This is a genomic window from Kitasatospora cheerisanensis KCTC 2395, from assembly GCF_000696185.1.
Taxonomy (GTDB): Bacteria; Actinomycetota; Actinomycetes; order Streptomycetales; family Streptomycetaceae; genus Kitasatospora; species Kitasatospora cheerisanensis.
Window position 1 is genome coordinate 3,666,143 of record NZ_KK853997.1, and the last position, 18,024, is coordinate 3,684,166.

General features: G+C 71.9%; 20 protein-coding genes and 1 tRNA gene. 10 read left to right on the top strand and 11 right to left on the bottom strand.

All coding sequences use genetic code 11. The features are described from left to right. Positions 1-56 precede the first annotated feature (56 nt). From KCH_RS39690 to KCH_RS16580, 5 genes are all read left to right on the top strand, one after another. Positions 57-551 carry an ATP-binding protein gene (locus tag KCH_RS39690; RefSeq protein ID WP_051653138.1) on the top strand — a complete coding sequence of 165 codons (495 nt, stop codon included), beginning with the start codon at positions 57-59 and terminating at the stop codon, positions 549-551. Between the two features lie 181 nt (positions 552-732). After that, positions 733-873: a hypothetical protein gene (locus KCH_RS42545; protein ID WP_167574070.1), complete on the top strand. Its 141-nt coding sequence runs from the start codon at positions 733-735 to the stop codon at positions 871-873. A 13-nt stretch (positions 874-886) separates the two neighbouring features. Continuing rightward, positions 887-2,074, top strand: a complete 1,188-nt coding sequence (locus KCH_RS16570; RefSeq protein WP_035863827.1) for a cupin domain-containing protein — start codon at positions 887-889, stop codon at positions 2,072-2,074. After that, positions 2,071-2,958, top strand: coding sequence for an aldo/keto reductase (locus KCH_RS16575; protein ID WP_035863829.1), 888 nt, complete (start codon positions 2,071-2,073; stop codon positions 2,956-2,958). The genes KCH_RS16570 and KCH_RS16575 overlap by 4 nt, the downstream gene beginning before the upstream one ends. Before the next feature lie 220 nt (positions 2,959-3,178). After that, on the top strand, positions 3,179-3,790 hold the full coding sequence (locus KCH_RS16580) for a phosphotransferase (RefSeq protein WP_244305345.1): 612 nt from the start codon (positions 3,179-3,181) through the stop codon (positions 3,788-3,790). Positions 3,791-3,942: 152 nt separating this feature from the next. Here the strand turns inward: KCH_RS16580 and KCH_RS16585 are convergent. Then, positions 3,943-4,016 (bottom strand) — tRNA-Thr (locus tag KCH_RS16585). Between the two features lie 301 nt (positions 4,017-4,317). Here KCH_RS16585 and KCH_RS16590 point away from each other — a divergent pair. Continuing rightward, entirely contained in the window at positions 4,318-5,406 is a 1,089-nt protein-coding gene (locus KCH_RS16590; RefSeq protein ID WP_035863830.1) for an ABC transporter ATP-binding protein, read from the top strand. 199 nt (positions 5,407-5,605) lie between these two features. Continuing rightward, positions 5,606-6,043 carry a hypothetical protein gene (locus KCH_RS16595; RefSeq protein WP_035863833.1) on the top strand — a complete coding sequence of 146 codons (438 nt, stop codon included), beginning with the start codon at positions 5,606-5,608 and terminating at the stop codon, positions 6,041-6,043. Between the two features lie 252 nt (positions 6,044-6,295). On the opposite strand, the gene KCH_RS16600 is transcribed toward KCH_RS16595, so the two are convergent. The 7 genes from KCH_RS16600 to KCH_RS16630 all read right to left on the bottom strand — a co-directional run bounded on the left by KCH_RS16600 (position 6,296) and on the right by KCH_RS16630 (position 13,024). Continuing rightward, positions 6,296-7,732, bottom strand: coding sequence for a DoxX family protein (locus KCH_RS16600; protein WP_051653140.1), 1,437 nt, complete (start codon positions 7,730-7,732; stop codon positions 6,296-6,298). Between the two features lie 371 nt (positions 7,733-8,103). After that, positions 8,104-9,093, bottom strand: a complete 990-nt coding sequence (gene rlmB / locus KCH_RS16605; protein ID WP_035863835.1) for a 23S rRNA (guanosine(2251)-2'-O)-methyltransferase RlmB — start codon at positions 9,091-9,093, stop codon at positions 8,104-8,106. An 83-nt stretch (positions 9,094-9,176) separates the two neighbouring features. Next, on the bottom strand, positions 9,177-10,571 hold the full coding sequence (cysS, locus tag KCH_RS16610; protein ID WP_035863837.1) for a cysteine--tRNA ligase: 1,395 nt from the start codon (positions 10,569-10,571) through the stop codon (positions 9,177-9,179). 66 nt (positions 10,572-10,637) lie between these two features. Further along, entirely contained in the window at positions 10,638-11,030 is a 393-nt protein-coding gene (locus KCH_RS16615; RefSeq protein ID WP_035863838.1) for a PPOX class F420-dependent oxidoreductase, read from the bottom strand. A gap of 42 nt (positions 11,031-11,072) precedes the next feature. Then, positions 11,073-11,579, bottom strand: coding sequence for a 2-C-methyl-D-erythritol 2,4-cyclodiphosphate synthase (gene ispF, locus KCH_RS16620; RefSeq protein WP_035863840.1), 507 nt, complete (start codon positions 11,577-11,579; stop codon positions 11,073-11,075). Continuing rightward, positions 11,569-12,330, bottom strand: a complete 762-nt coding sequence (gene ispD, locus KCH_RS16625) for a 2-C-methyl-D-erythritol 4-phosphate cytidylyltransferase (protein WP_341865482.1) — start codon at positions 12,328-12,330, stop codon at positions 11,569-11,571. Before ispD ends, ispF begins: the two co-directional genes overlap by 11 nt. A gap of 211 nt (positions 12,331-12,541) precedes the next feature. Then, positions 12,542-13,024, bottom strand: coding sequence for a CarD family transcriptional regulator (locus KCH_RS16630; RefSeq protein WP_014136563.1), 483 nt, complete (start codon positions 13,022-13,024; stop codon positions 12,542-12,544). Positions 13,025-13,397: 373 nt separating this feature from the next. On the opposite strand from KCH_RS16630, the gene KCH_RS16635 reads away from it, so the two are divergent. Continuing rightward, a complete protein-coding gene (locus KCH_RS16635; protein ID WP_035863844.1) occupies positions 13,398-14,042 on the top strand; it encodes a hypothetical protein in 645 nt (214 codons plus the stop codon). 83 nt (positions 14,043-14,125) lie between these two features. Here the strand turns inward: KCH_RS16635 and phoP are convergent, their stop codons facing one another. Both phoP and KCH_RS16645 read right to left on the bottom strand, forming a co-directional pair. Beyond that, on the bottom strand, positions 14,126-14,818 hold the full coding sequence (gene phoP / locus KCH_RS16640; RefSeq protein ID WP_035863847.1) for a two-component system response regulator PhoP: 693 nt from the start codon (positions 14,816-14,818) through the stop codon (positions 14,126-14,128). Continuing rightward, positions 14,815-16,071: a sensor histidine kinase gene (locus tag KCH_RS16645; protein WP_035863849.1), complete on the bottom strand. Its 1,257-nt coding sequence runs from the start codon at positions 16,069-16,071 to the stop codon at positions 14,815-14,817. Before KCH_RS16645 ends, phoP begins: the two co-directional genes overlap by 4 nt. Positions 16,072-16,361: 290 nt before the next feature. Here KCH_RS16645 and phoU point away from each other — a divergent pair, with 290 nt between their 5' ends. Next, the gene (gene phoU / locus KCH_RS16650; RefSeq protein WP_035863851.1) at positions 16,362-17,036 is read left to right on the top strand and encodes a phosphate signaling complex protein PhoU; all 675 of its coding nucleotides are present in this window, start codon (positions 16,362-16,364) and stop codon (positions 17,034-17,036) included. A 150-nt stretch (positions 17,037-17,186) separates the two neighbouring features. Next, positions 17,187-17,369, top strand: a complete 183-nt coding sequence (locus KCH_RS16655) for a hypothetical protein (protein WP_035863853.1) — start codon at positions 17,187-17,189, stop codon at positions 17,367-17,369. A gap of 55 nt (positions 17,370-17,424) precedes the next feature. Here KCH_RS16655 and KCH_RS16660 read toward each other — a convergent pair whose 3' ends face one another. Continuing rightward, positions 17,425-18,012, bottom strand: coding sequence for a lytic polysaccharide monooxygenase auxiliary activity family 9 protein (locus KCH_RS16660; RefSeq protein WP_035863856.1), 588 nt, complete (start codon positions 18,010-18,012; stop codon positions 17,425-17,427). Positions 18,013-18,024 lie beyond the last annotated feature (12 nt).

An 18,024-nucleotide genomic window follows, 5' to 3' on the forward strand; every position in this document is an offset into this window, starting at 1 on the left:
AATCCCGGCGCGAATCGGCCCGCTGCCGACCTCGTCCCGGTGAAAGGTCCGCGCTCATGTCCGTCGCCACCCGCCAAGCCACTGCCCCCGCCCCGTTCGGCTTTCGCGTGCTGCCCAGTGCCGAGGCCGTACCGGACGCCCGGCGGCAGGTGATACGGGCCGTACGCGGTTGGGGCTTGCCGCTGGCGGAGGACGCACTCCGCGATGTCGAGTTGCTGTCCAGCGAGCTGATCACCAACGCCGTGTCCCACACCCACGCCCCGTGCGTCGTGTGCGTGTCCTGGGACGGTGAGCGGCTGCGCGTCGAGGTGACGGATGTCGGCCACGAACTGCCGGCTGCAGGCGGGATCGATCTCGACGCCACCGACGGGCGAGGGCTGTTTCTGGTGGCAGCGCTCGCGACGGACTGGGGCGCCGAGCCTGACCCCACTGGCAAGCGGATCTGGTTCGAGGTCGGCACCACCGCTGCCGTTTCGGGCGACGAGCGACTCACCGTGCTGGTAAGGGCCGCTGTCCCGACTACACGGGACGTCGTGCCGACCAGCGTCTGACAAGACTTCCTCCCGCCCCGATGCGGGCTTGGGGGATGCAGGTGGCCGCGGTGGTCAACAGCCACGCGGCAAAGGCACCTGAGGTTCCTTGCCAACGGCTTGCCCTGGCAACGGATCCATCGCTGCACCCACAACGGGGCCGGGCAGTCGGCCCTGCCCCATGAAACCGAAGGAGTGCTTCATGCCCGAGAACCTGACGACCAGCACCGAGCTGGAGGGCGACGGCCTGCTGGTCGCCCGTACGAAGGTCGCCGCGGCCCGCTCGCGTGGCGAGCAGCCGTCGGACGGCGGCTCCACCGGCCGAACCGACACTAACGACTGACGGCTGCATCACGATGACCACCGAGCAGTTCTCGGTGGTTGAGCGTCTGGGCGGGGATCACTTCCTCGCCCAGACTCTCGGCCGCAGCTTCAAGGTCGCACGCGGTGAAGCCGCGTCACTCGCCGGACTCATGAGCTGGGATGACCTCAACGCCATCCTGACCCACCACCGGTTCGAATCGCCTCGCTTCCGGCTCGCCGCCAACGGCGAGCAGGTGCCCGCGCACAGCTACTCCCGGCCGATCACCACCCGGCGGAGCACCGTCTGGCACCAGCTCCAGCCCTCTGAGTTGCACAAGCGTCTCGCCGAGGGTGCCACGCTGGTCCTGGACGCGGTCGACGAACTCCACCCCGGCATCGGTGCTCTGGCCGGCCAGCTGGAGCGCTGGCTGCGAACCGGCGTGCAGGTCAACCTGTACGCCTCCTGGACCGGCACCGAGGGCTTCGGCGTCCACTGGGACGATCACGACGTGGTCGTCGTCCAGCTCGACGGCGCGAAGCGCTGGCGCATCTACGGCCCCACCCGCGCGTTGCCGATGCACCGCGACGTCGAAACGCCCGAGCCACCGCCCGAGGAGCCCGTCGCCGATCTGGTGCTCACCGCCGGCGATGTGCTCTACCTGCCTCGGGGCTGGTGGCATGCCGTCGCCGCCTCCGAGGGCGAGCACTCGCTGCATGTCACGTGCGGGCTGCAGAGCACGACGGGTGCCGACTTGATCATCTGGCTGTCGGAGATGCTGCGTGCCCACGAGGCCGTTCGGGCGGACATCCCGCGCTTCGGGACCGCCGAGGAGCAGCGAGCCTTCCTCGACACGATCGGCAAGCTCATCGCGACCGAGCTGGAGAGCGACGACCTGATCGCCCGCTTCTCCTCCGCCCGCGACGCCACCGAGCGAGCCCGGCTCGCACCGTCGCTGCCCCACATCACGGCGGCCCCGCCGGATGCCGACTTGCAGGTACACCTGGTCACCACGCGGCCCGCGCTCGCGGCCATGCCCGACGGCACAGTCCGGCTTACCGCCGGAGGCGAGGAGTGGACCTTCGCCGCCAAGGCAGAGCCGCTGCTCGCGCTCCTCGCCGACGGGGAACCCCACAGACTGGCCGATCTCGCAGAGGCCGCAGACATCACCCTCGCACAGGCGGCCGGTGTCGTGACGGAGCTGGTCGACGGCCAAGCCGCTGCGATCGGAGGCCCACGATGACCGCCCGGCTGGGCCTCGGCACTTACCGCGGTCACGATGTGGCCGAGGCCGCAGTGAGGGCCGCTTCCCGGGGTGCCGACTGGGTGGATACCGCGCCCAACTACGGGGGCGGTCGGGCGGAGGCGGCACTGGCCCTGGTTCTGGCGGCGTATCCGGATCTTCGCGTCTCCACGAAGGTGGGTTTCGTCCCTCCCGTTGCCAGGCGGATCGGCGTGCGCGCTGGTGCGCTGTCCGCCGGGGATGCCAAGCGCGGGCACTGCCTGGCACCTGACTACATCGCCTGGCAGGTCGCCCGTAGCAGGCGCATGCTCGGCCGCACCCCCGATGTGGTGTTCCTGCACAACCCGGAACACGACTGCCAGGAAGACGAGATCGCTGACCGGCTCTACTCCGCGTTCCTCGCCCTGGAGGAGGCGTGCAACCAGCGCGTCATCAGTTCCTATGGAGTAACTACCTGGCGCGGTTTCAGCAGCGGGCTCTTCGACGTACCCGCCCTACTCGAACTCGCGACCAAGGCCGGCGGCCCGCAGCACCACCTACGGGCCATCCAACTCCCCGTCTCCCTCGTCCACCTCACGCCCGTGGCCCAGGCCCTCAACGGACACGGCCCGCTGGTCGATGCCTTGGATGCGGGACTGGAGGTCTTCGCCTCCGCCCCGCTCCACGGTGGCGAGATCCCCGGCATCCTGACCCGCGAGCTGACCGACCTGATCAGCCCCGGCAGCACGCCCGCGCAGGCCGCCCTCGCCTCGACCACCGGAGTGAGACGCGTACTTCTTTCGACGGGGAATCCGGAACACTGGACGCAGGCCGCCGATGCCATTGGCCGTCCGCCGTTGTCGCCGGACGTGCTGCGAAAGGTCGTTGATGTACTCGGAACCTGAGCCGGACATCGCCGAGCGGATGCGCGGGATGCACGCCACAGCCGCAGCGGCGCTCGACGCGACACCGGTCGGCTCGCACGAAGCATGGGGCTGGCGTGGACGTACCCTCAGCCGCCCGGTTGCCACGGCGTCCGGCGAGGGATGGCTTCGCCTGGTGTCCGCCCCGGCCGACAAGGCAGGCGGAAAGCTCTGGGAGGGACCGCAGGAGGCAGAACGGCTCATGCCCCCTGCGGTCCCCAGGCCGCATCTGAGGGGCCGACACACTTGGACCAACGGTGAGCACGGCTACCTGGCCGAGCTGTACGACAGGATCACCGTCCCCACCATCACCACCCACGAGCCGATCCTCCGGAAGGCTCCCGACCTGGACGACGCATGGTGGGACGGACTCAGCAGCGCCCTTGACGCCATTGCCACCGTCCCCAGCGAAAGAGTGGCAGTCCGTCAGGAGTACCTGGACCGCGCCATGCCGCAGTACCTCGGCATGGCGATCGACACCAAGGCCCCCGCCTGGACCACCGCCCACGGCGACCTGCACTGGGCCAACCTCACCGGCCCGACCCTCACCGTCCTCGACTGGGAAGGCTGGGGCATCGCGCCCGCCGGATACGACGCCGCGCTGCTGTATTGCTACAGCCTCCTGGTTCCCGAGACCGCGGCCGAGATCCGGCGAAGGCTCGGGCACATCCTCGGCACGGCCGCAGGGAGGTTCGCGGAACTCGTGGTCGTCACTGAACTCCTGCAGACCACCACCCGGGGCGACAACCTCGACCTGGAGAAGCCCTTACGGAGGCGGCTCTCCGAGCTCACCAGCGGTCAGGCCACCGATTGAAGGACCGTCACCGGGTAGTCCCTGGAACATCCCACGCAGCAACGTGCTCGCCCTCTCCTCGCGCACGCAAACGGCCCCGGACGTGTCGTCCGAGGCCGGCGGCGACGCTCCCAGGAGGCTGAACGTGCAGCTCATCCGGTGGTGGCGCGGTGAGCCCCCTGTCGGGTTCGAACCGACGACCCCCGCTTTACAAGAGCGGTGCTCTGGCCAGCTGAGCTAAGGAGGCGTGGTGGCCGGGCGGGTGATCCGCGGCGGCACCAGAGGGCAGTGTACCGGGCGGGGGCGTGGGGATGCGGGTGGTTGTGGGCGGGGTGTGGGCGCGGTGTGGGGGCGGGCGGCCGGGGTCGTGACCGGATTGATGCGGAAGTCGAGGGCGGCCGACTGCTGACAAAAGGATGAACTGCCAGGTAGCGTCACGAGGAGTCGCGCCGGAGGGCCTGTGGTCCAGACCACTCGGGGCGGCGGAGACAATCCAACCTTTACTCGGATCGTCCGGCACGTTCCTGCCGGTGAAGGAGTGCAGCAGCATGGCTTCTGTGACGTACGACAAGGCCACCCGTGTCTACCCGGGTGCCGACAAGCCGTCGGTCGACGCGCTCGACCTGGAGATCGGCGACGGCGAGTTCCTCGTCCTGGTCGGCCCCTCCGGCTGTGGCAAGTCCACCTCCCTGCGCATGCTGGCCGGCCTGGAGGACGTGAACGACGGCGCCATCCGGATCGGCGACCGCGACGTGACCCACCTGCCGCCGAAGGACCGGGACATCGCGATGGTGTTCCAGAACTACGCGCTGTACCCGCACATGACCGTCGCCGAGAACATGGGCTTCGCCCTGAAGATCGCCGGCGTGAACAAGGCGGACATCCGCACCAAGGTCGAAGAGGCCGCCAAGATCCTCGACCTGACCGAGTACCTGGACCGCAAGCCGAAGGCGCTCTCCGGTGGTCAGCGCCAGCGTGTCGCGATGGGCCGCGCGATCGTCCGCCAGCCGCAGGTCTTCCTGATGGACGAGCCGCTGTCGAACCTGGACGCCAAGCTCCGCGTCTCGACCCGTACCCAGATCGCCTCGCTGCAGCGCCGCCTGGGCATCACCACGGTCTACGTCACCCACGATCAGACCGAGGCCATGACCATGGGCGACCGCGTCGCGGTGCTCGACAAGGGCGTGCTCCAGCAGGTCGACGCCCCGCGCGCCATGTACGACAAGCCCGCCAACCTGTTCGTGGCCGGCTTCATCGGCTCCCCCGCGATGAACCTCGTCGAGGTCCCGCTGGTCGACGGCGGCGTGAAGTTCGGCGGCTCGGTCATCAACATCGACCGCGCGGACCTGGCCAAGGCCGGCGACGCCAAGAACGTCGTGGTGGGCATCCGCCCCGAGCACTTCCAGGTGGTTCCGTCCGGCGGCCTCGAGGGCGTCGCGGTCACCGTCAACGTGGTCGAGGAGCTCGGCGCCGACGGCTTCGTGTACGGCACCACCCAGGTGTCGGGCCAGGACAAGGACATCGTGGTCCGCGTGCACAGCCGGGAGATCCCGCAGCGCGGCGAGACCATCCACGTCGTCCCGGTCGGCAACGAGAGCCACGTCTTCGCCACCACCGGCGAGCGCCTCAGCCGCTGACGCCTCGGCCGCCGGCCCCTCGGCCCGCGCCGAACAGACGCAATCGGAACCCCCTGCCCACGGCGGTCGGCAGGGGGTTCCGCCGTTCCCCCGTTCCGGGCCCCCTGGTCAACCCGATGGCGGAACAAACCAGGACACCCATCACTCATTGGTGTAACGCAGCGCGCCCGACACGCCACACACCGCTACTCTCCTGTGCGTGAAACAGCTCGTTCGCCGTATCGGCCAGACCGTTGCCCTCACCCTGCCGGTGATCCTGGTGACCACCGGCACGCTCGCCGTCACCCGTGTCCCGTGGGCCCCGCCCACCGCGCTCGACCAGCAGGTCGTCGCGGCGTCCAGCGGGGACGGCTCCATCGGCCGGACCACCGGCTCCCCCAACACCCAGGGCCTGGCCGCGCAGGACGCGCTCCGGGTCGACCTCATGGAGGAGCTGAAGAACCACAACCCGGGCTCCGCGCTCGACCTGCTGGAGCGCACCATGCGGGAGAAGCCCTCGCTCACCCCGTACTGCAGCGCGCTCGCCGGCGAGCTGGGCCGCGCCGCGGTGAAGAAGTACCAGGGCGACGTCCAGCGCGCCCGCTCCTTCGCCCGCCCGGTCTGCGACGGCTCCTTCGCCGCGGGCGTCGTTGGCTAGCCGCAGCCGCTCGCTCATTCGTAGAGCCCGCCCCCGCGACCACGGGGGCGGGCTCTTCCGCTGCCGCCCGGGCACAGGGCCCGCAGCGCACGACAACAGGGGCACGCGGCCCGATGCGCACGACACCAGGGCTGCTGGGCGCACGACAACGACAGCGAGGCCGCGAGCACGGGCAAGTGATGATTGCCCGTGCTCGCGACCCCGCTGTCAGGTCTGTCAGGTGTCTCCCGCTCCGCGCGGTTCCCCGTCCTCTCAGGCCCCGGCGGCCGCCGGTCGCATGCCGAGCTCCAGCAGCGGCGGCCCGCTGCCCAGCAGGCCGCCGATGACGCCGTGGGAGGGCTGCGAGCGCGGCGTGCTGGGTGCGCCGGTGCCCGTGCTGCCGGAGGTGCCGGTGCTGCCGCCGGAGCTGCTCCCGCTGCCGGTGCCGCCGCCGGAACCGTTGGCGTGGGGGGACGGCGTCGGGCTGGGCGTGGCACCGGACTTGGGCTTGCTGCTGCCGCTGCGGCTGGGCGACGGCGAGGGCGAGGGCGTCGTCCTGCTCGGGGTGGGCGACGGCGTGGGCGACGGCGAGGGTGCGGCCGGGGAGGGTCCGCTGCTCGGCCACACCGGGGTGCCGTAGTCCGTCCGGGGGCGCATCGGCGCCTCGCGTCCGGTGCGGACGGCCGCGCCCAGCAGGGAGCCGGACAGCAGGGTCAGGCCGACCACGACGGCGGTGACGACGGCGCGGCGGCGGAGCATCCGTCGCCGGACCGCGCCGGGCTCGGCGGGCCCGTGGCGGCGGAACGCCTCCAGCGCGATCCGGCCGTCCAGCGAGGCGAACGGCGCGCCGGCCATCAGCAGCGGGCTCCAGGCCGCGAGGAAGATCAGGTCGGGGGTGTCGTAGACCGGCACCGCCTTCCAGCTGACCGTGAACAGCAGGGCCGCGGACAGCGCCATCGCGCTGCCGGCGGCGAGCCGCTGCCACAGGCCGAGGATGGACAGCACGCCGATCACGATCTCCGCGAAGGCGACGGCGAGGCCGGAGCCGACCGGGTGGGCCATCGCGAAGTCGAGCAGCGGCTGGGCGACCTTCCACGGGTGCAGCGAGGACAGCCAGCGCATCATCGAGCCGCGCTCGCCGCCGTCGAAGTACACCGGGTCGCACAGCTTGCTGAAGCCGGCGTAGACCGACAGCGAGCCGAGCAGGACGCGCAGCGGCAGCAGCACCAGGCCGAGGTCGACGCGGCGGCCGGGGTACCAGGCGTGCCGGGAGCCGTCGGCGAGCGAGGGCATCTCGGGCAGCTCGCCCTCGGGCTGCCAGCTGCGGCCGCCGACCCGCACCGAGTCGTCCAGCAGGTCGGGCACCCCGGCGTGCGGGGTCTCTCCCGGGCCCGGGTCCGGGTAGGAGTCGGAGACCGGCCCCGGGCCGGAGCCCGCGCCGGACCCGTACTGCCGGGGGACGGCCTGGAGCTGCTGGGTGTCCTGGTCGGCGAAGGCCTGGTCGGTGAAGGACTTCGCCGGTGCGGGCACGGTGTTCAGCCGGACGGCTTCGAGCAGCCGGGTGGCGGCGGTGTCGCCGGGCGCGGCCTGGCCGCTCCAGGTGACCACCCGGGTCTTGCGGCGGGGCGCGGTGCCGGTGACCGAGGCGGCGGTGATCCCGGCGAGTGCGGGCATCGACGCCGCGGGCACCACGACCTGCGGGGTGACCATCGGACGGGCGCCGACCGGCAGGCCGTAGGGGTCGCCGAAGGCGGCCCGGCCGGGGGGTCGATCAGCGCGGCCACCGGGCCGGAGAGCCTGACCCGGAAACTGGCCTGGGTGCTGCTGAGCTTCGCCGGGTCGGACGGGACCCGGACCGTGTTGAGGCCCGGACCGTCGTCTATCGCCGCGGGGCGCTGCCCGAAACGCCGAGGTGTTCTGGTGTCCACACCCCTCTAACCGGGTGACGGGCCCTGAGGACACTCTCCCGGGTGCATTCCGGACGAGGTTTTGAAGTGATCATGAGCGATCCGATCGGGCCCGACCGGACCCGACCGGTTGACTCACGAAATTGACGCACCGTCATGCGTCGTGACGGCCAGTCAGCGCTTGGCGCGCATCCGGGCCGCCTCGTACAGCACGATGCCGGCGGCGACGCCGGCGTTCAGCGACTCGGTCTGGCCGGGCATCGGGATCCGGACCAGCAGGTCGCAGGTCTCCGAGACCAGGCGGGACAGGCCCTTGCCCTCGGAGCCGGCCACGATCACCACGGGGCCGTTCAGCACGTCCAGGTCGCCGATCTCGGCCTCGCCGTCGGCGGCCAGGCCGACCACCATCACGCCGGCCTTCTGGTAGCTCTCCAGCGCGCGGGTCAGGTTGGTGGCGCGCGCCACGGGCAGGCGCGCCGCCGCACCGGAGGAGGTCTTCCAGGCGCCCGCGGTCATGCCGGCGGCGCGGCGCTCGGGGATCACCACGCCGTGCGCGCCGAACGCGGCGGCGGAGCGGACCACGGCGCCCAGGTTGCGGGAGTCGGTGACGCCGTCCAGCGCCATGATCAGCGCGTCCTGGCCGGAGTCGGCGGCGGCCTCCAGCAGGTCCTCCGGGTGCGCGTACTCGTACGGCGGGACCTGCAGCACCAGGCCCTGGTGGTTCAGGCCGCCGGTCATCTGGTCCAGCTGCGGGCGGGGGGCCTCCATCAGCGGGATGCCGCGCTCGTTGGCGGCCTGGAAGGCCTCCCGGACGCGGTCGTCGGTGTCGATGAACTGCTGGACGTACAGCGCGTTCGCGGGCACGCCGCCCTGCAGCGCCTCGACCACCGAGTTGCGGCCCACCACCAGCTCGGCCGCGCCCGCGCCGCCGCGGCCGCTGCGCGGTCCGCCGCCCCGGCGCATGCCGGCCCGGGACTTGGCGTCGCGCTCGCGCTTGAGCGCCGCGTTGGCGGCGCGCTGCTTGGGGTGTCCCTTGCGTTCCTCGCCGCGCGGCGTCGGGCCCTTGCCCTGGAGCGCCTTCCGGCTGTGGCCGCCGGTACCGACACTCGCGCCCTTCTTCGATCCGGGGTTGCGGCGGTTCCTGCGCTGGCTGTTGCCGGCCATGGCTGTACTTCCTGTCTCTGCGTCTGCTTCGTGCGTGGGGGCCGCACCCATACAAAGGTACGGCCCCCATGCGCCCCGAGGGGCTACTGGTTGATCGTCCAGCGCGGGCCGGACGGGGTGTCCTCGATCGCCAGCCCGGCCTGGCCGAGCTGGTCGCGGATGGCGTCCGCGGTGGCGAAGTCCTTGCGGGCGCGGGCCGCCTGGCGCTGTTCCAGCACCAGCTTGACCAGCGAGTCGACCACGCCGGTGAGCTCCTCGCCCTGGGCGCCGCCGCCGGCCCACATCTCGTCCAGCGGGTCCAGGCCGAGGACGCCGAGCATCGCCCGGACCTCGGCGAGGCGGGCCGCGGTGGACTCCTTGTCGTCCGCGCCGAGCGCGCTGTTGCCCTGCCGGACGGCGGTGTGCACGACGGCGAGGGCCTGCGGGACGCCCAGGTCGTCGTCCATCGCCTCGGCGAACGCCAGCGGGACCTCGGCGGCGGGGTCGACGGTGCCGCAGCGTTCGACGGCGCGCTCGATGAAGCCCTCGATCCGGGCGAACGCGGTCTCGGCGTCGCGCAGCGACTCCTCGCTGTACTCGATCATCGAGCGGTAGTGCGGGCCGGCCAGGTAGTAGCGGAGCACGATCGGCCGCCAGCGCTGCACCATCTCGGAGACCAGCACCGAGTTGCCCAGCGACTTGGACATCTTCTCGCCGCTCATGGTGACCCAGGCGTTGTGCACCCAGAAGTTGGCGAACTCGTCGCCGTACGCCTTGGACTGGGCGATCTCGTTCTCGTGGTGCGGGAAGATCAGGTCGAGCCCGCCGCCGTGGATGTCGAAGGAGCTGCCGAGGTACTTGTGCACCATCGCGGAGCACTCCAGGTGCCAGCCGGGACGGCCGCGGCCCCACGGGGTGTCCCAGCTCGGCTCGCCGGGCTTGGCGGCCTTCCACATGGCGAAGTCGCGCTGGTCGCGCTTGCCGGTCTCGCCCTCTCCGGCGGGCTGCCGGAGGTTCTCCAACTCCTGGTTGGAGAGCGCCAGGTAGTCCGGGTAGGTGGTGACGGCGAAGTACACGTTGCCGTCGGCCTCGTACGCGTGGCCGCGCTCGATCAGGCCCTGCATCATCTCGATCATCTCCGGCACGTGGCCGGTGGCGCGCGGCTCCGCACTGGGCGGCAGGCAGCCGAGGGCGTCGTAACCCTCGTTGAAGGCACGCTCGTTGGCGTGCGCGATCTTCCACCACTCGGTGGACTGCTCGCGCCCCTTGGCGATCACCTTGTCGTCGATGTCGGTGACGTTGCGGACGAAGGTGACCTCGTAGCCGCGGTAGCGGAACCACCGCTGCATCACGTCGAAGTTGAGTCCCGACCGGATGTGCCCGATGTGCGGGGGCGCCTGGACAGTGGCACCGCACAGGTAGATCGAGACACAGCCCGGCACCAGCGGGACGAAGTCGCGTACCTGGCGGGTCATGGTGTCGTACAGGCGAAGGCTCACAGCGTCCAGGGTAGTGGGCGGCGGGGGGTGCCCCGCCACCTTCCGCCCACTCGGCTCGATTCGGTGTCAGACGTGGTTGACGACCTTGCGCGGACTGAGCCGCACCACCACCCGCACCGCGTCCGGCTCGTCCCAGGCGTAGTCCTGGCCGCGGTACTTGCGGGACAGTTCGTCGATCAGCTCCCGGCCGCCCTCGGTGGTCAGGGTGACCTCGCCTCGGGCCTCGAAGTACTGGTACGGGCTGTCGGCCGGGTTGACCAGCAGACTCACCCGCGGGTCGCGCACCAGGTTGAGGTGCTTGCGGCGGCCCTGGACGGTGGAGAACAGGATGTCGTCGCCGTCCCGCTTCACCCAGACCACCGAGGCCTGCGGACTGCCGTCCGGCTGGATCGTCGAGACCACCGCGAAACTCTTCGCGTCCAGCAGCGCCTTCACGTTGTCGGCGAGCACCTCACCCATGATTCCTCCTGTGACCGGACGGTGACTGATCGTCAGGCCAGGCTAGAGGGGCGGGCGTTGGTAGACCAGCGCCGTGGCGATCGCGGCGAGTCCCTCGGCGCGGCCGGTCAGGCCGAGGCCGTCGGTGGTGGTGCCGGAGACCGACACCGGGGCGCCGACCGCGGCGGACAGCGCCGCCTGGGCCTCGTCCCGGCGCTTGCCGATCTTCGGGCGGACGCCGATCACCTGGATCGCCACGTTGCCGATCTCGAACCCGGCCTCCCGCACCAGCCGGGCGGCCTCGCCGAGCAGCGCCACGCCGGCCGCGCCGGCCCACTCGGGGCGGTCGGTGCCGAAGTGCGCGCCGAGGTCGCCGATCCCGGCGGCGGAGAACAGCGCGTCGCAGGCGGCGTGGGCGGCCACGTCGGCGTCCGAGTGCCCGGCCAGGCCGGTCTCGCCCGGCCAGTCCAGTCCGGCCACCCGCAGCGGCCGGCCGGCCTCGAAGGCGTGCACGTCGGTGCCGACGCCGATCCGCGGCAGGACCGGCACGGCGGGGTTCTCAGTAGGCATCGGTGGCCCTCCGGCGGGCGAGTACGGCCTCGGCGAGCACGAGGTCCAGCGGGCGGGTGACCTTGAACGCCTCCTCGTGGCCGGGCACCACGACGACCCGGCCGCCGAAGCGCTCGATCAGGCCGGCGTCGTCGGTGACCTCGACGCCCTCGGCGACGGCCTTCTCGTGCGCAGCGACCAGGCCGGCTAGGTCGAAGCCCTGCGGGGTCTGCACGGCGCGCAGCGTGGAGCGGTCGGGGGTGTCCAGCACCGGTTCCGGGCCGGCCGGCTGCGGCTCGACCCGCTTGACGGTGTCGGCCAGCGGCACCGCGGGCACCACCGCCTCGGCGCCGGCCCGGACGGCGGCGGCCACCGCGTCCACCACCTCGACGGGCACCAGCGGGCGGGCCGCGTCGTGCACCAGCACCACCGGGGTGCCGGCCGGGATCGCGGCCAGGCCCAGCCGCACCGACTCCTGCCGGCTGGCGCCGCCGGGCACCACCCGGACGTCCTTGCCGTCCAGGCCGTGGCTGTCCAGCAGCGCGACGACCTCGGCCACGCCGTCCGGCGGGGCGCACACCACCACCAGGCCGACCGCCCGGCTGCGGGCCAGCGCCCGGACCGCGTGCACCAGCAGCGGGACGCCGCCGAGTTCGCGCAGCGCCTTGGGGGCGCCGGGGCCGAGTCGCTCGCCGCGCCCGGCGGCCGGAACGACCGCTGCCGCGAGCTGTGCTGAGGCGTTCAGGTTTGGCTCCTTGGTCGTGATGGGTATGGCCCGTGCCGAACGCGGATTCGCGAGCGGGCAGGCCCCCTTCCTGACTGCACGTTAGTGGAACCGCGCCGAGCCTTCCGCCACCGTTTCGCCGTGCCGTCCCCTTCCGGGCACGCCGAAGCGCCCGGGGCGCCCTTTCGGGCACCCTCGGGCGCTGCGTCGGTCGTCGTCAGGGCTCGGAGCGGGGCTCAGGGCCTGCGCCGGCCTGTGCTCAGGAGGCGAGGACCTCGTCGAGCAGCGTCTCGGCCTTGTCCTCGTTGGTGTTCTCGGCGAGTGCGAGCTCGCTCACCAGGATCTGGCGTGCCTTGGCGAGCATCCGCTTCTCGCCGGCCGACAGGCCGCGCTCGCGCTCGCGGCGCCACAGGTCGCGGACCACCTCGGCGACCTTGATCACGTCGCCGGACGCGAGCTTCTCCAGGTTCGCCTTGTAACGGCGAGACCAGTTGGTGGGTTCTTCGGTGTAGGGCGCGCGAAGCACCTCGAAAACGCGGTCCAGGCCTTCCTGGCCCACCACGTCGCGGACACCGACGAACTCGGCGTTCTCCGCGGGGACGCGAAGCGTCAGATCTCCCTGCTGCACCTTCAGCACCAGGTAGGTCTTGTCCACACCCTTGATCTGGCGAGTTTCGATGGCCTCGATCAGCGCAGCCCCGTGATGGGGGTAGACCACCGTGTCGCCAACCTTGAACGTCATGTGACAGGACCCCTTCCGTGGCTTTCCAGAATAACACGCTTTTCGGCTGACCCGAAGGGCGTTTTCGCAGGTCAGGGCCGGTACCAGGGCTTGACAACCACCCCCGTCGCGTGCTGCGACCGGTGTTCGAGGAGGGCTTCTCGCAGGTCGGAGGCGGTCTGACCTGGGCAACGAAACCTCTGGTCACACTCCCGAAACCATGGTTGGATCTTGAGTTTTTACCTCCGACTCGCCGAGCGCCCCGGATCGTGATCGGACCGCGACACGGGGCCACCCCGTGATAGCCGGATATGTGTGGTCGGTAGTGTGGCCCTCGACCACCGACCGTGATCCCTCTTCCGTGGATCGTCCCCTCCAAGGAGAAGTCGCCGCCGTGAGCCGGAGCCTTCGACGCGGCGCTGCCGCCGCCCTCGTCCTCGCCGCGATCGTGCCGCTGTCCGCCTGTGCGGCCGGCAACGATGCCGACACGCTGCAGATCAAGCCGGACAACGCGGCGACCTCGATCGGCAACGAGGTCAAGCTCAACAACATCGTCGTGGTCGCCCCGGAGGGCTCGGCCGGCGAGTACTCGGGTCCGGTGGCCGTCACCGCGAACATCGCCAACACCGCGCCGAAGGACGACCTGGTGCTGACCTCGGTCAAGGTCGGCGGCACCGCCGCCACGCTGACCGACGAGAACGGCGCGAAGGTCTCCGAGATCACCATCAAGGCCGGCCAGTCGGTGCTGCTGGGCGGTAAGGAGGGCGCGGCCGGCGCCCAGGTGTCCGGCGCGAAGCTGTCGGTCGGCGGCTACGCCGACACCACCTTCACCTTCAAGACCGCCGGCGAGGTCTCCACCCCCGCCAACGTGCAGCCGGCCGCCGGCCTGTACCAGGGCTTCGGCCCGCAGGCGAAGGCCGCCACCTCGCCGACCGCCGGCGCCACCTCCTCCCCGGGCGCCTCCTCGCCGTCGCCGGGCGCCGCGACCGGCTCGCCGAGCGCCCCGGCCTCCGGCAGCCCGTCGGCTTCCGCTCACTGACCGCGGAACACCGCGAAGGGGCCCCGCCGCGGCGGGGCCCCTTCGCGGTGTTCCGCGGTCGTGCCGGTCGGTCCGGGCGCGGTTTACGGCTCGAACTTGTAGCCCAGGCCGCGGACGGTGACCAGGTAGCGCGGCGCGCCCGGGTCGGGCTCGATCTTCGCCCGCAGGCGCTTGACGTGGACGTCCAGGGTCTTGGTGTCGCCCACGTAGTCGGCGCCCCAGACCCGGTCGATCAGCTGCATCCGGGTGAGCACCCGGCCGGCGTTGCGCAGCAGCATCTCCAGCAGGTCGAACTCCTTGAGCGGCAGGTCGACCTTGCCGCCGTCCACCGTCACCACGTGCCGGTCGACGTCCATCCGGACCGGGCCGGCCTCCAGCGCGCCGGGAGCGGCGGCGCCGTCGCCGTTCGCGTCCTCGCCGCGGCGGCGGAGCACCGCGCGGATCCGGGCGACCAGCTCGCGGGTGGAGTACGGCTTGGTCACGTAGTCGTCGGCTCCTATCTCCAGCCCGACGACCTTGTCGATCTCGCTGTCCTTGGCGGTGACCATGATCACCGGGACGTTGGACCGGACTCGCAGCTGGCGGCAGACCTCGGTGCCGGGCAGGCCGGGCAGCATCAGGTCGAGCAGGACGAGGTCGGCTCCGTTGCGCTCGAACTGCTCCAGCGCGTCGGGCCCGGTGGCGGCGACCGCCACCTCGAAGCCCTCCTTGCGGAGCATGTACGACAGGGCGTCGCTGAACGACTCCTCGTCCTCGACCACCAGTACACGGGTCACGATCGGGCCTCCGGGGCAGGAAGTGTGGGTGCTGCTGAGGATGCGCGGTCCTCGACCGGGGCCTGCCCGGCGGGGAGCCGCAGTGTGAAGGTGGAGCCCTGGCCCTCGACGCTCCACACCGACACGGTGCCGCGGTGCGAGGCGGCGACGTGCTTGACGATGGACAGGCCGAGGCCGGTGCCACCGGTGAGGCGGGAGCGGGCGGGGTCCACCCGGTAGAAGCGTTCGAAGATCCGCTCGCGGTCCTTCTCCGAGATGCCGATGCCCTGGTCGGTCACCGAGATCTCGATCAGTTCGCCGTCCGCCTCGCCCAGCGCCGCGGCGCTGGAGATCCGGCGGGTGGCGATCGCCACCCTGGTGCGCGGCGGGCTGTAGTTCACCGCGTTCTCCACCAGGTTGCCGAGTGCGGCGGCCAGTTGGCCGCGGTTGCCGACCAGGTACAGGCCGGTGGTGCCGCCGGCCGCGATGACGATCTGCTTGGCGGCGGCGGTCTGCCGGCAGCGGTCGATCGCCTCGGCGATCAGCTCGTCCACCGCGACCGGCTCGGGGTCGACCTTCAGCTGGTCGTCCTGGACCCGGGAGAGGTCGATGATCTCCTGGACCAGGCTGGCCAGCCGGGTGGCCTCGACCTGCATCCGGCCGGCGAAGCGCTGCACCGCCTCCGGGTCGTCGGAGGCGTCGGCGACCGCCTCGGACAGCAGTGAGAGCGCGCCGACCGGGGTCTTCAGCTCGTGCGAGACGTTGGCCACGAAGTCGCGGCGGATCGCCTCGATCCGGCGGCGCTCGGTGCGGTCCTCGACCAGCACGAGCACCAGCCGGGAGCCCAGCGGGGCGACCCGGACCGAGACCGCCAGCGGTTCGGCGGCCCGGGCGGGGACGCCGGGGCGGGTGAGCTCCAGCTCGATCTGCCGGATCTCGCCGTCCCGCCGGGTGCTGCGGGCCAGCGCGAGCATCTGGTCCACGGCCACCTTGCCGCCGCGGACCAGGCCCATCGCGTAGGCGGCGGAGGAGGCCTTGACCACCTCGTCGCCGTCGCCGAGCACGATCGCGCAGGAGCGCAGCACCGAGAGCACGGTGTCCACGCCGGGCGGCAGGGCCGGCTCCTGAGGGGGTTCCGGCCCCGGGTTCCTGCCGCTGCTGCCGTTCGCCCGGCCCTGCTCGCGCTCGCTCCAACGGAAGGCGATGGAGGCGGTGAGGCCGACGCCGAGCCCGGCTATGGCGCAGGCAGCGGCGGCGGCCACGTTCACGTCCATGCCTGCCAGCGTAAATGGTGGGCGGGCGCGCTCCGTAAGGGTGCGATCAAGGCATCGGCCGGGCGTTGCCGAGAATTCACCTCCACGATGCTGCCGATTCACCGCTGAGGCCGCAGGGGGTCGCCCGAACGGATCAGTGTGGGCGGTGCAAGCCCGTGTGGGCGGTGGCGCGGCTACCATTCGCGCCACCAGCAGCGGCCGTCCGTACGGTCGGCCCCGCGTCGGGCCGCCCGGTGCGGGGCGTCCGGTCGGCACCGCCACCGACACCGGTACTGGAGGAGAAGAGCGCAATGCGCGACGCGTACCACGAGGAACTCGACTCGATCAGCGACGGCCTGGTCGAGATGGCCCGCCTGGTCGGCTCGGCGATGGGACGGGCCACCACCGCACTGCTGGACGCGGACCTGGAGCTGGCGGAGAGCGTGATCGCCGCCGACGAGAAGATCAACAACCTGCACCACGACCTGGAGAACCGGGCCATCGACCTGCTGGCCCGCCAGCAGCCGGTCGCCACCGACCTGCGGATCGTGGTCACCTCGCTGCGGATGAGCGCGGACCTGGAGCGCTGCGGCGACCTGGCCCGGCACGTCGCCAAGGTGGCGCGACTGCGCTACCCGGAGACCGCCGTCCCGGGCGACCTGCACGCGATCGTGCTGGAGATGGGGCAGCTCGCGCAGCGCCTGGTGGCCAAGGCCGGCCTGGTGATCGCCACCAAGGACGTGGACAAGGCGCTGGAGCTGGAGGCGGACGACGACGCGATCGACGCACTGCACCGCGAGCTGTTCTCGCACCTGCTGGACGACCGCTGGCACCACGGCATCGAGACCGCAGTGGACGTCACCCTGGTCGGCCGCTACTACGAGCGCTTCGCGGACCACGCGGTCTCGGTCGCCAAGCGCGTGGTGTTCCTGGTCACCGGCGAGCACGTGGACGAGTTCATGGCCACGGCGGAGACGGCCGAGTAGCCGTCCGGACAGCGGCCGCCGGGGGCGCATTCGGCGCGAACCGACCGCCCCCGCGCGCCCGTTGACGCATCGTCACAACGGGGCTTCACTCGAAGGGACGGGCGTCCACCGGGCTGTCCGGCTCCGCCCGGACGAGGAGGCTGCAGCGCGATGAAGACCACGACCGGCACGTCCACCACTCCCCCGCCGAGCCCGCTCGCTCCGGTAGCGGCGAAGCTGCTGCCGGTCCTCGCGGCGGGCTGCGGCTGCGGTCCGGGCTGCGGCTGCGGCTGCCAGTCGGGCTCGCCCTGCCAGTGCGGCGGCGCGACCGGCTCCTGCTGCGGCGGCCACTGACGGTACGGCGGGGCCGGGCACCCGGAGGGGTGCCCGGCCCTTGTCGTGCGGTGCGTCAGAAGGTGACGTCCATGCACTGGTAGAACGCGTTGCCGGTGTCGGCGATGTCCCAGACCGCCAGGATCACCTGGTGGCCGGTCAGGCCGGAGGGCAGCGTCGCGGTGTGGCTGAGCGTGGCCGGGGGCTGCTTGCCGCCCATCGGCACGGTCAGGAACGGGGTCGGGTTCAGGTTGGCCCGGGTGAGCTTGGTGGTGGCGTCGTAGCCGGGCTTGGTGAGGAAGTACCGGAACGAGGTGGTGGCGTGCCGCGCCTCGATGCTCCAGGTCAGGGTGAGCTGCTGACCGGCCGTCACCTTGGTGGTCGGCCAGGCGCCGCTGCGGGGGTCGTCCAGCGGGGCCCAGCGGGCGTCGCCGCCCGCGCACAGGGTGCCGTCGGCCGGGCCCTGGGCCGGGAAGCCCTTCGGGCCCTCGACGCTCTGCGGCTCCCACTGGATCTGGCCGCACTTCTTCACCACGCCCGCGCCGCACAGGCCGGCCCGGCTCGGCGGGGTGGTGATGTACCCGTGCGAGCTGGCGGGGATCGCCGTCGCCAGGGTCGCCGCGGCGGCCGCGATGCCGACCGCCAGGATGTTGCGCTTGCGCATGGTGCTCCTCCG

Coding starts and splice junctions, on each gene's coding strand:
- rlmB (WP_035863835.1), bottom strand. CDS start 9,093: ATGGCCGGCAACAGCCAGCGCAGGAACCGCCGCAACCCCGGATCGAAG.
- KCH_RS16600 (WP_051653140.1), bottom strand. CDS start 7,732: ATGGTCACCCCGCAGGTCGTGGTGCCCGCGGCGTCGATGCCCGCACTC.
- KCH_RS16570 (WP_035863827.1), top strand. CDS start 887: ATGACCACCGAGCAGTTCTCGGTGGTTGAGCGTCTGGGCGGGGATCAC.
- KCH_RS42545 (WP_167574070.1), top strand. CDS start 733: ATGCCCGAGAACCTGACGACCAGCACCGAGCTGGAGGGCGACGGCCTG.
- phoU (WP_035863851.1), top strand. CDS start 16,362: ATGCGCGACGCGTACCACGAGGAACTCGACTCGATCAGCGACGGCCTG.
- KCH_RS39690 (WP_051653138.1), top strand. CDS start 57: ATGTCCGTCGCCACCCGCCAAGCCACTGCCCCCGCCCCGTTCGGCTTT.
- KCH_RS16575 (WP_035863829.1), top strand. CDS start 2,071: ATGACCGCCCGGCTGGGCCTCGGCACTTACCGCGGTCACGATGTGGCC.
- KCH_RS16590 (WP_035863830.1), top strand. CDS start 4,318: ATGGCTTCTGTGACGTACGACAAGGCCACCCGTGTCTACCCGGGTGCC.
- KCH_RS16580 (WP_244305345.1), top strand. CDS start 3,179: ATGCCCCCTGCGGTCCCCAGGCCGCATCTGAGGGGCCGACACACTTGG.
- KCH_RS16660 (WP_035863856.1), bottom strand. CDS start 18,012: ATGCGCAAGCGCAACATCCTGGCGGTCGGCATCGCGGCCGCCGCGGCG.
- KCH_RS16645 (WP_035863849.1), bottom strand. CDS start 16,071: ATGGACGTGAACGTGGCCGCCGCCGCTGCCTGCGCCATAGCCGGGCTC.
- KCH_RS16615 (WP_035863838.1), bottom strand. CDS start 11,030: ATGGGTGAGGTGCTCGCCGACAACGTGAAGGCGCTGCTGGACGCGAAG.
- KCH_RS16630 (WP_014136563.1), bottom strand. CDS start 13,024: ATGACGTTCAAGGTTGGCGACACGGTGGTCTACCCCCATCACGGGGCT.
- KCH_RS16655 (WP_035863853.1), top strand. CDS start 17,187: ATGAAGACCACGACCGGCACGTCCACCACTCCCCCGCCGAGCCCGCTC.
- ispF (WP_035863840.1), bottom strand. CDS start 11,579: ATGCCTACTGAGAACCCCGCCGTGCCGGTCCTGCCGCGGATCGGCGTC.